The sequence below is a fragment of the Algoriphagus machipongonensis genome (genome assembly GCF_000166275.1).
GTDB lineage: Bacteria > Bacteroidota > Bacteroidia > Cytophagales > Cyclobacteriaceae > Algoriphagus > Algoriphagus machipongonensis.
The window spans coordinates 495,301-512,524 of sequence record NZ_CM001023.1 but is presented as its reverse complement, the minus strand read 5'-3'; the positions used below and the strand labels follow the sequence as shown (position 1 = coordinate 512,524).

Sequence of the window (17,224 nt, the reverse complement as noted above, 5' to 3'; positions counted from 1 at the left end):
TTTTCAGAATATTACATTTTAAACTACTAAAACCATGAAATCTGAAAAACCTGAGTACTTCTCATTAAGACCAGAAGTGGAAAAAGCCTATGGTTATTCACATGCTGTGAAGATTGGGAATAGCATCAAAGTCTCCGGAGCAGTCAGCATGGATGATGAGGGAGGCCCTACGGCTGTAGGAGATTTACTTCAGCAAGTGAAAAACTGCTATACAGATCTGGGAAAGGTTCTGGATCACTATGGTTGCAGCTTTGACGATGTGGTGGTGGAAAATGTATTTACCACGGATATGCCTGCATTTTTAGAAAACTCAGAATATCGGAATTCCATATACACCCAACAGTATCCAACTGGGTCTTGGTTAGAAGTCAAAGGCTTGTCTCTACCTGAATTCTTGATTGAGATCGAGCTGGAAGTACATAAAGGGAATTAATTTGATTGGTTATAAAGCGAAAGGTTTTATAAATAAATATGAAGATGATTTAATAATTGACCAATGGGTAAATACTTTCTAAAATCCTTTCAAATAGCCTGCATCTTTTTGCTGACTTTATTTAGCTCCTTAACTCATGGCCAAATAAATTCATCTAAGGGTGTTCCTAGTTATACCAATTATGTTGTTGGAGATTTGGGTACTGCAGGACAACAGATATGGAATGTCAACCAAAACTTGGACGGTTACCTTTTTGTGGGCACCAGCACAGGATTACAAAAATTCGATGGAAAAAACTGGGAGCTTTTAGCTTCACCCAGTACCGAATTCAATACCAATGTCCGGTCTACCTTGCTAGCCTCTGATGGCACTCTTTACTATGGATCTTTAGGTGATTTCGGGTTGGTCACAGAGGACTCCACTGGCAAAACACTCGAAAAATCACTATTAGAAGGGTATCCAGCTGATTTTATTTTCAACGATGTCTGGTCGATTCGTGAAAGGCAAGGCAAAATTTATTTCCAGGCAAGAGAAGCCATTTTTGTCTATACCCCCGCAGAAAATAATCAAGCAAGCAATCTTAAAATTTGGAAACCCGACACAGAGTTTATGTACGGTTTCAGCTTGTATGATGATTATTATACCCACCAAATGAACTTGGGTTTATTTAAGGAGGAGGAAGGCACGCTTGAGCTTATTCCAGGAAGTGAATTTCTGGGTCGGGATCGAGTTCAAGTCCTGCTACCCTATAAAACGGAAGGAGAGTTTTTAGTTGGTGCATTCTCCGGTGGCCTTTTTCATTATGATGGAGAAAATTTCAATCCCTTCCCTACCGAAATAGATGATTTACTTCAGGGAAGAAGTTTGTATAAAGCATTGGCATTGCCTGACAATACTTATGCCCTAAGTGTTCTTGGAAGCGGATTCTTTATTATTGATCAAGAAGGTAAGGTGGTCTCACATTTCAATACTAAAAATTCTATTCCCGATCAAAGTGTCTATGCTTTTCACTTGGACAACACGCAAAATTTATGGGTTGGAACAAATAGCGGGCTTTCAAAAATCGAAATATTCTCCCCTCTCACTCGATATTATTCTGATACTTACGAAATCGGTAATGCACTTTCATTGTCAGCTTTTGATAATACACTTTATATCGGAACATCCACGAATGTGCTTTATCTGGACAAAAATGACGGGGTAATTAAGAAAGTAGAAGGAATCCCCAATACGCAAGTATTTGATTTAGTAGAAGACACCAATAGCGTTTTAAGTACAGGCGTTGGACTTTATGAAATCAAGGGAGGCCAATCGAAAATCATTCCGGAAACTGAAAGTTTTCAGAGTTTGAGGGTTTTGATATCGAAAAGACATGAGGGGTATGTGTTTCTCAGTGGAAATTATGGCATAGAGGTTTTCAAAAGAGAACTTAAAAGTAATGGCGAATATCAGTATGAGGATATTGGTCCTATCTCTGGGGTAGCCCGCTCGGTTTATTCTTTAGCAGAAAATCAAGAAGGAGAACTTTGGGGAGGAACGCAAGCGGGAATATTATACCGAATTATTTTCCCCCAAACTGCCTCAGGAAATCTGGATGTGCCTAATGCCAGAGTAGAAGAATACGGTGAAAATGAAGGAATCCGGGGTCTTTCAGGTTTAGCAGAGGGTCCAATTGATGGCAAAGTGTACACCTCAGGAATCGAAGGTTTTTATTTTTTCAATACAAGCGTCAATGAATTTGAGAAAGACCCAGTATTCAGTTTTTCTGATGAAGTGGCAGATATTAATCTCGATACTTACGGTTTAGGAGTCGGGGAAACAGGGAATGTTTATTTGGATTTTAAAGGTGAGAAAAGATATGCCATAAAACAGCCAGACAGTAGTTACCTTTTGAAGAGCTACCCAGTCAATCTAATTACTGCAAGTGGTGTGACTTCAGGTTATACCCAGCAAGATGGAGTAATTTGGATTGGAACTGATGAGGGCTTAATGAGACTTGACCCAAATAAAGAGTATAAAGTAGACCATCCGGTTCCTCTACATTTTAGCGCTATTTCGACAGGAGAAAAACGATTAGCCTTACCCAAGTACCTAGCTGGTTTAGTACCAGAAATTCCTTTTAAAGGGAACGAGTTTTCATTTGAATATATCTCTCCTTTTTTTGTTCGGGAAAACAAAATTCAGTACCAGACCTTTTTAGAGGGTTATGACGAAGAATGGGGGAATTGGGAGGAAAAAGTCAGTCGTGAATTCACCAATCTTCCTTTCGGCAGCTACACATTCAAGGTCAGGGCCAAAAACACATTCAATACACTTTCAGAAGAAATCGCCTTCAATTTCATAGTAATTCCTCCCTGGTATGCCACTTGGTGGGCCTTTATACTCTACTTTCTTGGCTTTGCAGTGCTAGTGTATGGATTGGTTAAATTTCAAACAAATCGTATCCTGGCTAGTGAAAAAATTAAAAATCAGGAACGAGAACTGGCACAGGCTAAAGAAATCGAAAAAGCCTACAAAGATCTTAAGGCTACTCAGGTACAATTGATTCAATCAGAAAAAATGGCTTCGCTGGGAGAACTCACAGCAGGAATAGCACACGAAATACAGAATCCGCTAAACTTTGTAAACAATTTTTCTGACCTCAATCAGGAGCTCATTGATGAATTGGAAGAGATGATCCAAAATAGAGAATATGCTGAGGTAAAAGAAATTGCAGCTGCCATCAGGTCAAATGAAGAAAAAATAAAGCAGCACGGAAGAAGAGCCGAGCTAATTGTGAAAGGAATGCTGGAGCATAGCCGCACCAATGCAAGAGATGTGCAGTCTACAAATCTTAATACGATCGCAGAGGAATTTATCAAGTTAAGTTATCATGGTCTCCGAGCTAAAGACAAAAGTTTTTCGGCAGACTTTGATACTGATCTAGCTCCAGACCTTCCCAAAGTAGAAGTAGTGAGTCAGGATATTGGCAGGGTAATTTTAAACCTGATCAACAATGCTTTTTATGCAGTGGACTCCAAAGCAAAAGAGCTGATGGCAGAAAATGGCAGTTTAGGAAACTATGCTCCTAAAGTCACTATCCATTCGAGGCTTGTCGACCTCGAGGGAGAAAGTGGAGGAGTAGAAATTGCAGTAGTAGACAATGGAAACGGAATCCCAAAAGCCATAAAAAATAAAATTTTCCAGCCCTTTTTCACAACAAAACCTACGGGCTCAGGAACTGGGCTCGGCCTTTCACTTAGTTATGATATCATCAAAATGCATGGTGGAGATTTGAGGGTGAAAAGTAAAGAGGGGGAAGGAACAGAAATGATTTTTTTCTTACCCATCAAAGAAAAGCTTCAACAAGTATAAATGCTTTTGTTGATGAAGTTGAATTGATAGACGATCAATTTGTCAGGAAGATATAAGTTTGATAAGCGAGTATTTATGGCAACTTAAACCTACAATTTCGGAAACAATAAAGTGAATGGAACTAGAAAAAGATCAGTTGGGTCACAAGCAGAAAAGAATAGAGTTATCAATTGATCTAATCAACTTTTTTGTAAGAAAATTAAACTAATAATATTCAAAGAATTAAATTTTATTTCAATCAATTCATTAAAAATCAACTATTTCCTAGTCCAGATCATCAATTGATTTTGTATTTTGTTTTTACCAAACAATAAAAAACCAACTAGTTTATTAGCCTACCTCAGTAAAAAGGGAGCATCCCATTATCAGCTTTTCATCAGTTTCTGGTAAAAGCTAATTTTTATTACGAGTTGAAAACACTCCAAATCCCAAGTTTCGAGGTTTTCTAAGATTTTATTATACCAATGCAACTGGAAAAAACACAACAGACCGAAGTGCTCGCTCTGTATCAAGATTGGCTTTATGCCTATATCAATGGGGATATAAAGACTTACGATTCATACTTCTCTGACGACTATCATTTCATTGGTTCGACTGACAACGAGGAGTATTTAAGCAGAAAAGAAACAACTGCATTTTTTGAATCTACAGCCGATCAACTAGCAGGAAAAACTGAATTAAGAAATGACCAAATAACGGTCGAAAAGATTGGAGAACTGATCTTCATTACCCATTTCTTTGATGCCTGGTTTCTAAACAACGGAGATTGGAATTATTATGGCAGGTTTAGATGTACCTCTGCTTTACGAATGGAAAAAGAGGGATTTCGATTCGTTTATCAGCATTTTTCCATGCCTGACGCCAAGGCTTTAGAAGGGGAAACAATTGGTTATGATCAAATCAATGAAGAAAACAGAGAGCTGCGTGAGGCCATAAAACGTCGGACGAATGAGCTCGAAAATAAAACCAGAGAGCTTGAAATTGAAGCCTCATTGGAAAAAATAAGAAGCCGATCTCTTGCGATGAAAAGTAGTGAGGAGCTGGCAGATGCTTCTATACTTTTAGAAGAAGAAATTAGAAAACTGGGTATAGAGAATTGGGGATGTGCATTTCACATTTACGATGAAGAAAGTTCTGAAGCGACTCCATGGGATTTGGAGTGGTTCACTTCATCGGCAGGGATCCTCCCCTTTTACAAAACTCCCAGAGAAAATATTTTCCTGAAATATTATAAAGAAAGCAAAAAAGGTAAGCCTCTTTATATCCAAGAATTTGGTCCAGAAGTTATCAAAGAACATTATGACTACCTCAAAACATTGCCGGTTTTAGGAGAAGCTTTAACCGATTTACATAATTCTGGGGTGCCACTTCCCGAAAAACAAATTGACCATGTGGCTTTTTTCAACCATGGTCATTTACTATTTATTACTTATAAGCCGGTACCCGAAGCCCATAATATTTTCATTCGCTTTGCCAAAGTATTCGATCAAGCTTACACCCGCTTCCTTGACCTTCAAAAAGCAGAATGGCAAGCACGAGAATCGCAGATTCAGCTGGCACTGGAGCGTGTAAGAGCGCGTACCATGGCGATGCAAAAATCTGAAGAACTTGCAGATGCAGCCAATTTATTGTTTAGTCAAATACAATCATTGGGCATGCCTGCATGGAGCACGGGATATTGCATATGGAGTGATGATAAAAAGGATGTTACCCTCTGGATGAGTAGTGAAGGCGTCTTGCAACCTCCATTTATAGCCCCTACCAACGAGGATGAATTGTTCATTCAGATGCTGAAAGGCCATGTAGAAGGTAAACTATTACATGTGGTAGAGATGGGGGGCGAAAAACTAAAGGCACACTACAAGTACATGCGGACGTTGCCTGTTGTGGGAGAGATTCTTGATTCAATTATTCAAGCAGGTCACCCGCTACCTACTTTCCAGGTCATGCATAATGCTTATTTTTCCAAAGGCTTTTTATTGTTTATAACCTACGAGTCGGTCACTGAAGCCCATGAAATTTTCGTTCGCTTTGCCAAAGTATTTGATCAAGCCTACACAAGATTTCTTGATCTCCAAAAAGCGGAGGCGCAAGCCAAAGAAGCGAGAATTGAATCAGCGCTGGAGCGCATTAGAGGTCAAGTAGCTTCCATGAGGGAATCTACAGAACTACTTGAGATTATGGTATCCATGCGAAAGGAATTTGTCGACTTGGGAAATGAGGCCCATTATTTCTGGCATATGCGTTGGCATCCCGACAGCTATGAAAAAGCCATGACTTCTGGGGATGGAACTCAGATTGGTATGGTGATGAGCTTGCCAAGACGTATTCATGGAGATATTAAGTTGGTAGCAGATTGGGAAAAAGGAAACGATCCCATTTTGGTTTTAGCGATGGAGACGGAGACTGCAGTCGACTATGTTCATAAAATGATCACATGGGGCGATTTTGAGCGAGTTGATCCTCAAGCCCCAACGCTCGATGATATCCGGCATATAGGAGGCTTAACATTTGTGATGGCTCGTACCAGCCATGGTGAAATTGGATTTAGCCTTCCCGGATCTGTGCCAAATCCTTCTCAAGACGCTATGGATACCTTAGTCCGGTTTGCCAAAGTCTTTGATCTGGCCTACAAGCGTTTTGAGGATCTGAAAAATGCGGAATACCAGACACGCGAAACTCAGATTGAGTTGGCATTGGAGCGTGTCCGAAGCAGAAGTATGGGGATGCAAAAAAGTGACGAACTTCAGGAAGTCATCAAACTGGTTTACCAGCAACTCATTCAATTAAAAATCAATCTTGACCACGCTGGATTTGTAGTGGACTACACTCCTAAAGGGGATTGGCATTTTTGGATCGCAGATGAGCAAAATATCCCTTCAAAAATAACACATCCCTATTTCGAGTCTGTGTGGGCCACACAGTTCCACAATGCCAAAGAGAATGGGACTGATTTCTTTGTTACAAATCTAGATTTTGAAGAAAAGAATAAATTCTACAATGAGCTTTTAACTCATGTCCCAGGGGTAACTGAGGAAGCCAAAGCATTTTATTTAAACTGCCATGGTTTGGCTATTACTACAGCCTTGTCAGCAAATGTTAGTTTATATATCGAAAACTTTTCGGGTACTCCCTATACGGAATCTGAGAATAAAATAGTCATGCGATTCGGGAAGGTTTTTGAACAAAGCTATACTCGCTTTTTAGATCTTCAAAAGGCTGAAGCCCAAGCCAGGAAAGCATCTATTGAGACTTCATTAGAGAGAGTCAGAGCGCAAACCATGGCCATGCATAATAGCCAGGATATAGGCAAATGCATTGTCTTGATGTTTGAGGAACTCACTGCTTTAGGGGTGAATATCCAAACCCGCTTTGGTATTGGGATCCTAAACCATGAAAACGAAAACAATCAGCTTTGGACAGCAAGAAAAGAAGGTGGGGAATTCAAACTGCATATTGGGCACTTGGAAATGTCATGGCATCCTCTGCTGAAAAGTGCCCGTAAGGCTTGGAAGGCACAAGAATCGCTCCATAGGTATGTATTGGAGGGTGAGGATTTGCTCAATTATTACAAAATGCTGAATCAAGCTCCAGATTACAAAATCCAAATAGCTTTAGAGAAACTGCCAGAAAGAGAATTTCACTACGGTTTTGTCTTCGAGCATGGATTTTTTTATGCCTTTAGCCCCATCGAATTCTCTGAAGATTTAATCCAAATCATCCATCGTTTTAGTTCTCAATTCGCTCAGACCTATCGTCGATACCTAGATCTGAAAAAAGCAGAGGAACAAGCAAAAGAAGCAAAAATTGAGGCAGCACTGGAGCGGATTAGATCAAGAAGTTTGGCCATGCACCAATCTTCGGAATTATCTACGGTCGTTGAAACGCTCCTTCAGGAATTCACCAAGCTTGAATTTACCCTTACCTTTTGTATCATCAACCTCATCGATGAGCAAGACATGAGTAATACCGTCTGGGCTGCAAATCCAGAAACAGGAAAAGACCCGGAATCCTATTACATGAAGTTTGAAGATTATCCTTTTCATCATGCGATGTGGGATGCTTGGAAGAGTCAGAAGAAGCGATTTATCTATACTATCGAAGGAGAGGAGAAAAAAATCTATGACGAATACCTCTACTCAGAAACTGAATTTCGACGCTTTCCAAAACATGTCCAAGATGCAAATAAGGCTCTTAAACGCTATGTAGCAGGATTTACCTTTTTCAAATTCAGTGGTCTACAAACCGTAAGCGAAGAATATATCTCGGAGGATGATTTAACTATCCTTGAAAGATTCGGAAGGGTCTTCGAACAAGCCTACACTCGATTCCTGGACCTTCAAAAAGCGGAAGCTCAAGCAAGAGAAGCGCAGATTGAGCTCTCATTAGAAAGAATTCGTGCTCTGGTCACGGCCATGAGACAGTCTGACGAACTTTTTGATATCGTGGTTTCTATGCGAAAGGAATTTATTTCTTTGGGACACGAGGCCGACTATTTCTGGCATATGAAATGGACACCGGAAAACTACCAGATGTCCATGACCTCAGAAGATGGAGAAAAAGTAGGCATGATCATCACTGTACCCAAGTTTGTACACGATGAGATATCAAGACTTGCCGAATGGGAAAAGAGTGATTCACCCATCATTTCCTTGGATTTAAATGGACCTGAAGCTTGGGACTACATTGACAAAATGAATACCTATGGCAAGTATGAACAGGCCGACCCTCATGCGCCATCTAAAGAGGACATTTTGGCCATTGGAGGTCTGACTTTTGTCATCGCACGTACCACTCATGGTGAGATCGGTTTCAGTTTGCCCGGACAAGTGCCAAATCCTCCACAAGAGTCTACCGACACGCTGATACGATTTGCTGGGGTTTTTGACTTGGCATATCGACGATTTGAAGACTTGCTTACTGCTGAAAAGCAAAACAGAAAAGCAAAAATTGAACTTGCATTGGAGCGGGTAAGAGCTAGGGCTTTGGCTATGCAAGAACCGGAGGAACTCATTGAAGTAGCGCAAGTCATGCGTGAGGAAATGGGTTTAGTAGGAGTAGAAGAGCTGGAAACTAGCTCGATTTACATCAATAAAAACACTACAGGATTAGCCGAATGTTGGTATTCCATCAAAGACATCCGCGAAGGAACCAAGACCTATTTAGCAGACCATTTTAATCTAAACTATCAAGATACCTGGGTGGGTAGAAAAATGCTGGACTTCTATCAGAGCGAAGAGAAGAAAACCTCCATCGTAATGAAGGGAGAAAATAGAATAGAGTGGATCAATTACTGTGCAAAGCAATCTCCCAAACTCAATGGCTATTACGGCAAAAAAATACCTGAACGAACCTATCATTTGACCAAATTTTCTAATGGGGCGATTGGAGCTGCAACCCCGGGAGAGATTTCCTCCGAAAGCTGGGATCTCCTTGCTCGCGCTTCATCGGTTTTCTCTTTAGCTTATTCACGGTTTAGGGATCTCTCCCAAGCCAGAGAAGATTTAAAGAAACTCAAGAAAGCCAAAGCCCGGGCCGAAAAAGCGCTAAAAGAACTAAAAGCTGCTCAGGAACAATTAGTACAGCAGGAAAAACTTGCCAGTCTAGGTCAACTTACTGCAGGAATTGCTCACGAGATCAAAAACCCGCTGAATTTTGTAAATAATTTCTCCGATCTAAGTCGTGAATTGGTTGATGAAGTTTTTGATGAGTTGAAAAATATACAAGATTCAGACAGTAAGGAAGAAATCATTGCTATTCTCGAGGATGTAAAAAGTAATCTGGCAAAAGTACATGAACATGGTACCCGAGCTGACGGAATCGTAAAGTCCATGCTGCAACACAGTCGGGCTTCCAATAACAAGATGGAATCCAAAGCCATCAATCCCATCATCAAAGAATTTGTCAACCTTGCTTTTCATGGTATGAGAGCAGGCAAAAACCCTATCAATGTAACCATTGACCTGCAGCTGAAAGAGGAAGTTGGTGAGCTGAAAATTATCTCGGAGGATTTTTCCAGAGTGATTTTAAATCTCTGCAACAATGCCTTTGACGCCATGCGGGATAAAATGAATGTGCTGGGAAGCGGAAATTACGAAGCCAAATTGACAGTGAATACTTATCGCTCTAATGGCAAGGTATTGCTCGAGTTTATAGACAATGGCCCCGGGATTCCGGAAGAAATTATAGGAAAGATTCTACAGCCATTTTTCACCACCAAAAAAGGAACAGAAGGCACTGGACTAGGTCTCTCCATTACCCATGACATCATCAAAGCGCATGGTGGGAATTTATTGGTTACTAGTGAAATAAATGAAGGAAGTAAAATGACGATTGTATTACCCTTTGACCCAAAATAAGCGATGAAAGGCGAGGACCGATTAAAAGCTGAAATTGAACAATTACACCGCACCTTGGAAGAGCAAGAGGCAGAATTGGAATCCAAGAATCGAGAACTGGAGATTGAGGCAGCTTTGGAAAGAGTAAGAAACCGAACACTGGTGATGAAAGACAGTGCTGAACTGAATGAGACAGTATCAGTCTTTTTTCAGCAGTTTGATTTTTTAGAATTATTACCAAAGGAAGCAAGAACCTATTTCAGTCATGTTGATACAAATACAGATACTGTTAAAGTCTGGATGACTCACGCAGACGGACGGGTCATGTCGGGAAGCCATTTTACACCATTGAACCAATCAGCTCAATTAAAAGCATTTTACTCGAAATGGAAGAAAGACAGAGGAACAATTAATATCCGTATTTATCAGGAGGAAGATTTAGCCAATTATATGGCATTCCTAGCTACACTGCCCCACGTGGCTAAAGATGAAGATTATCAAAAACTATTTAAATCTCCGCCTGATCAAATTGTGATGACTGATGCAGGTTTTTTGCAAGGATTCCTTGGCATCATGAGTTTTGAGCCTTTGAAAAAGGAAGCCATTGAAATTCTTTCCCGTTTTGCCAAAGCATTCGAATTTACCTATACCCGCTTTCTTGACCTCAAAAAAGCAGAAGCTCAGGCCCGGGAAGCCCAGATAGAAGCTGCATTGGAACGAGTCAGATCACTCACGATGGCCATGCATACCAGTGAAGATGTTGGAAAATGTATTGTTAGGATGTTTGATGAACTTACCGCTCTTGGATTGAGCAAAAATGCCAGAACCGGGATTGGCATTTTCAACCAGGAAAACGAAAACATGGAGGTTTGGACAGCTTCCAGAAACCAGAAGGATGAGTTCAAAATAGACATTGGAATACTGGATATGACCTTACATCCCTTGTTAGTGGAAGCCAGAAAATCGTGGAAATCTAAAACTCCATTCCATCAATACATTCTGGAGGGAGATGATGTCGAAAGATATTTTACCGCGATCAATTCTTCTCCTAATTATCACGCACAAGTCCATAAGAAACACTTGACGGAAAGGGTGTATCATTATGATTTTGTGTTCAATCACGGCATTCTCTTTTCTTTTACAGATGCTCCTTTGCCAGAAGAGCAATTGCAAATTTTTCAAAAGTTCTCGGCGCTATTTAATCAAACCTATACCCGCTACCTCGATTTACAAAGAGCGGAAGCTCAGGCAAGAGAAGCCCAGATTGAAGCGGCTTTAGAAAGAGTAAGAGCCCGGACTATGGCGATGCATAAAAGTGAGGAACTAGGAGAAGTTGCAGCAGTTCTTTTTGACCAATTTGAAGCATTAGGAGCTACACCCGAGCGGCTGAACATTGGAATAGTGCGGGAAGAGGAAAGGAATATTGAGTGGTGGTCCACCGAACAAGGAGGTAAACAAATAGACCATCTTTTTAAAGGAACTATTGATGAGCCCACTACCATTTCAAAAGTTTTTTCCGGATGGAAAGCTGGAAAGAAATCTATAGAAATAGACCTAAGTGGTCAGGAATTAAAAGAATGGATTTCTTATTTGCAGAAAGAACTCGGCTTACCCTTTGACAAAAAATTTCAGAGAGATAGGCGCGTTCATTTTGCTTGCTGCTATAGCCACGGGATGTTATTAGTGTCAACTCCCAAACCTTTGCCTGAAGACGCTAAGGTCCTACTCCAACGTTTTACTAATGTCTTTGAGCAAACCTATACCAGATTTCTAGACCTCTTAAAAGCAGAGGCACAGGCGCATGAGGCGCAGATAGAAGCAGCTTTGGAACGCATTCGTTCGGCTTCCATGGCTATGCACAAAAGCGAAGAATTACCTCAGGTTGCCCTAACATTTTTAACCCAGATAGAAGAATTAGCCATCCCCGTATTAGGTGTTGCTCTAAGCGAAATAAATACAGAAACCAATACCTGTATTACCTATTTTGCAGACAATACAACGGAAAGCCAAAATCGTGAACTTATTATTTCCAAAGAATTTGAAATTAACGAATTCTGGATGGCCGATGAATCAGTTAAGCTAATGAAATCCGGCAAAAAGATATTCACCCTTACAGCAGAGGGGGAACGGCTGGAATTATGGATTAACTGGATAGATAAAATATTCAGCAAAAAGCGGGCAGAGCGCCTACGTTCAGCTAACCTGGAAAAGGTTTTCTTTCACTCCTACCAATTCCATGAATATTCAAGCATTCTTTTCTCCTCTCTAAAACCTCTATCCGAAGAATACCGATCCGTAATTCAGCGATTAGTTTCAACTTTCAAATTGTCCTATTTACGCTTCCTCGACCTGAAAAAAGCCGAACAACAAGCTAGGGAAGCGCAGATCGAAGCGGCATTGGAAAGAATCAGATCGCGCTCCATGGCCATGCATAAGACCAGTGAACTATCAGAGGTCATCCTAGTACTGTTCAAGCAATTCGAGCATTTAAACTTGGTCGTTGATACTTGCTATATTGATATTTTTGACGAAAATAATCAGGCATTTAATCTTTGGATTGGAGCGAGTACAGCGATCTATCCCAAGCTAGTAAGACTCCCCTACTTCGATCATCCTATTCACCAGCTGAACAAAGATGCGAGAGAAAATGGCATTGAGTTCTTCACTTTTGACGAAGACAAAAAATCAAAGAAAGTTTACTTTGACCATTTTTATCCTAATGCCCAGGGAATAGATGTTCCAGAAGATCGCAAAGAATTAATAGCACAAGGAATAGGGATGACTGGTTCGACTACACTTGGCATCCACTCGGGGATCACGATGTTTAATTACCAGAAAATCATGTATTCTGAGGAAGAAAATAATATCCTTAAACGGATGAATAAAGTCTTTCAACAGACCTATACCCGATTCCTTGACCTGAAAAAAGCTGAAAATCAAGCAAGGGAAGCGCAGATCGAAGCAGCCTTAGAAAGGGTGCGAAGCCGATCTATGGCAATGCAGCATTCCAGCGAATTGAATATCATACTGGCTAAAGTTTTTGAGGAATTAAAAAACCTGGAGCTTCAGATGGAGCGTGCGGTGATCTGGATTTATTATCCTGAAAATAGATCCGTCCGTTGGTGGGCTGCCAATCCCGAAGCAGAAAGTGGCTCCGAAAGCTTTTTCATTGCCAATCAAAACGATCCTGTCTATGATGAATATTGGAAAGCTTGGGAGGAAAGAAGAACCAAATATCTCTATATACTTGAAGGAGATTATAAGGAAAATTGGACTGAAATTCTTTTCAATAAAACCGAATTAGGAAGGTTGCCAGAAATTGTGAAAGCAGCTATGGTGAAACCAGAGAAGCTTTATTTGTACAATACATTTAATGACTTTGGGGTTTTATTTATTTCTTGTTTGGAACCCTTATCAGATGACAAGTTTACGATCCTAGAACGCTTTGGGAAAGTATTTGATCAGTCTTTCACCCGCTTCAAAGATATCAAACAAGCTGAAATTCGAGAAAAAGAAGCTATCAGACAATCCGCTCTGGATCGTGTCAGGGCAGAAATCGCCTCGATGAGAAATACAGAAGACCTCCAAAGAATTACTCCGCTGATTTGGAGAGAACTGCTGACTTTAGGTGTTCCTTTTTTCCGCTGCGGATTGATGATTGTGGATGAAAAAGAAGAAAAGGTCCGATTCTATCTATCAACTCCAGATGGCAGTCCTTTAGCAGCTCTTCACTTGGATTTTGAAAGCAATGACATCAGTTCCAACGGAGTAAAACACTGGAGAAAACAACAGCCTTACATAGCCCATTGGAATAGAGAGGAATTTCTTGCTTTCACAAAAACCATGTTAGCTCAGCAGCAAATCAAAAATGCTACAACTTATCAAGGAGGAGAAGAGCCTCCAGAGTCACTGACGCTTCAGTTCATTCCATTTCCCCAAGGGATGTTGTATGTAGGAAGCGTTGAGGACTTATCCCCTGCACAAATTGATCTGGTTCAGAATTTAGCAGATGCTTTCTCAGTAGCTTATGCTAGATATGAGGACTTCAAACAACTGGAAGATGCTAAATCCCAGATTGAACATACACTTACCGAACTCAAATCCACTCAAGCCCAACTGATTCAGTCCGAAAAGATGGCCTCCCTCGGAGAGCTTACCGCTGGCATTGCCCATGAGATTCAGAACCCATTGAACTTCGTCAATAACTTCTCAGAAGTGAGTGGAGAATTGGTAGATGAGATGAATGAGGAATTGGAAAAAGGAGATATTGAAGAAGCCAAGTTTATTGGGAAAGACCTCAAAGAAAACCTAGCTAAAATCAATCTTCATGGCAAGCGGGCTGATGCTATCGTGAAAGGTATGTTGGAACATAGCCGGGCAAACAAAGGTGAAAAAGCACCTACTGATTTGAATGCTTTAGTGGATGAGTTTGTACGGCTTTCCTTTCATGGCCTTCGAGCAAAGGATAAGTCGTTCAATTCAGACTTCAAGTTAGAGCTGGATCCTGATCTACCAAAAGTAAATGTCGTCGCTTCAGATATAGGTCGAGTAATTTTGAACTTGGTCAACAATGCTTTTTATGCAGTCGATGAAAAAGCCAAATCTTCCTCCCAACCCTCCCGAAACATCGGGACAGGCTCTGAGGGGGGAGAAGTTTACAGGCCTCTAGTGACGGTAAAAACAACGGTAGCAAAGTCCCCTTTAGGGGATTTAGGAGTAGAGCTTTCAGTCCAAGACAACGGTAAGGGCATCCCCGAGTCCATCAAAGACAAAATCCTCCAGCCCTTCTTTACGACTAAGCCAACAGGGCAAGGAACGGGTCTTGGATTATCACTATCTTATGATATTGTGAAGGCGCATGGGGGGGCTCTGGAAATTGAAAGTGCTTTTGCAACTGGCGCAAGATTTATTATATATCTTCCATTATCTTCCACCACATGAGAAAGAATCTGACCTGCTTTTTCCTTTTTTTCGTGTACTTCACTTCTGCTTTTTCCCAAACAGAAGTGGTCAAGATTTCTCAGGAAATGTTTTATCCCCATCAACGGATTTTTCTTGCTCCTCTGGAAGGGTGGGTGTTCAAGCAAGGAAATAATCCTGCTTGGGCCGATCCTGATTTTGATGATTCAAATTGGAAAGACTTCAACCCAACGCAACTTAGCCCTGAGCTAGAGGATGCATCCGGCCGTAATGAAGGCTGGTTTAGAATTAAATTTCAATTAGATGAATCTTTTGAAAATATCCCTCTCGCCATTTCAAGGGAGCTCTGGGCTGCTACGGATGTGTACCTTGACGGGAAATTGATTCACTCTTTCGGTGAGACAGAGCTTCCGTACAAGGCCTACAACCCCATCCTGAAATATCCTATTCCGGTGGATCTAGAAGTTGGTCATGAATATCTTCTTGCCATTCATTTTGTGGATTATGAATCCACTTTTACACAACGGGAAATCAGGTTAAAGCCCGAAAATCTCCAGACTTTTATAAACCTAACTGGGCCTGAATATTCCGCTTGGGTTACCAGGGCTTACAAGCAAACTCATATTTACGTTACACTTTCAATCGGTGTGTCATTTTTGCTATTCTTTTTGTATTGGTTTTTGGTTTATCTCAATCCTGATCAGACAATTTTTCGAATTGTCGCATGGTATACCACAGCGGTGCTGATCGGATCCGTGGTGTTTTTTGGGAATACCTTCTTTGAAATCTCTTACAGTTTAGAAAAGGTGAGATTTCTGGTATTTATTACATTTCAGGCTGTAATGACCCTTTTCGGTCTTTTCATCTTAGAATGGGTGCTTACACAAAAAATCTCAAAATACTCCTGGGGACTACTTGCCCTCTTGTTGATCTTAAATATCCCTGCACATATTTTTTCAGTTTCCCAACCCTTTGCCATAGCCTTTGTCGCCATGCTTTGGCACTTCGGGAGAACGTTGTTTGCACACCGCAAGGAAATTACCGGAGCCAAATGGGCCATCGTAGGGGCTGTAGTTGTACCGACTGTAGCCATCATTGTCCAAATCATTCTTCACAAATATTCTCTCGATCTCTACAACGAGTATGACAAACTGCTCCTATCACTCCATATTTTAAGCCCTCCGTTATTTTACTTGGCATATATCTCTGTCCGGTTCAAAGAGACGCTGGAGGCAGTAAGGGAGGAAAGTGAAAAATCACTCAGAATCACTGAGGAAAAACGAGAAATTCTTGCCAATCAGAACATTCTGCTTGAAGCCAAGGTGAATGAAAGAACGAAAGACTTGAATCTATCACTCGAAAACCTCAAATCCACCCAAGCCCAATTGATCCAATCGGAGAAAATGGCTTCGCTTGGAGAGCTTACCGCAGGTATTGCCCATGAGATTCAGAACCCGCTGAATTTTGTAAATAACTTCTCAGAAGTGAGTAGCGAAATGATCGAGGAGTTGGATGAGGAAATCGAAAAAGGTGACAAAGTGGAGGCTAAAGCAATTTCGGCTGATATCAAACAGAACTTAGAGAAAATCTCCCTCCATGGCAAGCGGGCTGATGCTATCGTGAAAGGTATGCTGGAACACAGCAAAAGAGGTTCAGGTGAGAAAGAACCGACCAATCTCAATGCCCTTACAGAAGAATTTTTAAGCATGAGTTACCAATCCTTTTTGGCAAAAGAACCGGAGTTTACGTGTGAGCTTAAAACTAAATTAGACCCCGATATTCCAAAAATTTCAGTCATCCCCCAGGATATCGGAAAAGTATTGCTCAACCTATTCAATAACGCGTTCTATGCTCTAAATGAGAAAGCAAAATCAAGTGCTGATAATGATAGCTATAAAGGCTATCAACCTGAAGTTACAGTAAAAACAACAGTAGCAAGGTCCACTTCAGGAGATTTAGGGATAGAGATTTCTGTAAAAGACAACGGCAACGGCATCCCCGAACACATCAGAGAAAAGATCTTCCAGCCCTTCTTCACCACCAAACCAACCGGTTCGGGAACTGGGTTGGGGTTATCCTTATCCTATGATATTGTGAAGGCGCATGGGGGGGAGCTTTTAGCTGAGAGTGAAGAGGGCAAGGGAACAAAACTTATTATTCAACTACCTAATCTATAGAA

Annotated in this window: 5 protein-coding genes; all 5 read left to right on the top strand. The window is 40.9% G+C overall.

Annotation, left to right across the window (positions count from 1 at the left end):
- The first annotated feature begins 34 nt into the window (after positions 1-34).
- Complete coding sequence (locus ALPR1_RS02110) at positions 35-433, top strand: RidA family protein (RefSeq protein ID WP_008198086.1); 399 nt, start codon at positions 35-37, stop codon at positions 431-433.
- A 63-nt stretch (positions 434-496) separates the two neighbouring features.
- A complete protein-coding gene (locus tag ALPR1_RS20180; RefSeq protein ID WP_008198084.1) occupies positions 497-3,787 on the top strand; it encodes a sensor histidine kinase in 3,291 nt (1,096 codons plus the stop codon).
- 464 nt (positions 3,788-4,251) lie between these two features.
- Positions 4,252-10,146 carry a nuclear transport factor 2 family protein gene (locus tag ALPR1_RS02100; protein WP_008198082.1) on the top strand — a complete coding sequence of 1,965 codons (5,895 nt, stop codon included), beginning with the start codon at positions 4,252-4,254 and terminating at the stop codon, positions 10,144-10,146.
- A 3-nt stretch (positions 10,147-10,149) separates the two neighbouring features.
- Entirely contained in the window at positions 10,150-15,066 is a 4,917-nt protein-coding gene (locus tag ALPR1_RS21050) for a sensor histidine kinase (RefSeq protein WP_008198080.1), read from the top strand.
- On the top strand, positions 15,063-17,222 hold the full coding sequence (locus ALPR1_RS20175; protein ID WP_050776354.1) for a sensor histidine kinase: 2,160 nt from the start codon (positions 15,063-15,065) through the stop codon (positions 17,220-17,222). The genes ALPR1_RS21050 and ALPR1_RS20175 overlap by 4 nt, the downstream gene beginning before the upstream one ends.
- Positions 17,223-17,224 lie beyond the last annotated feature (2 nt).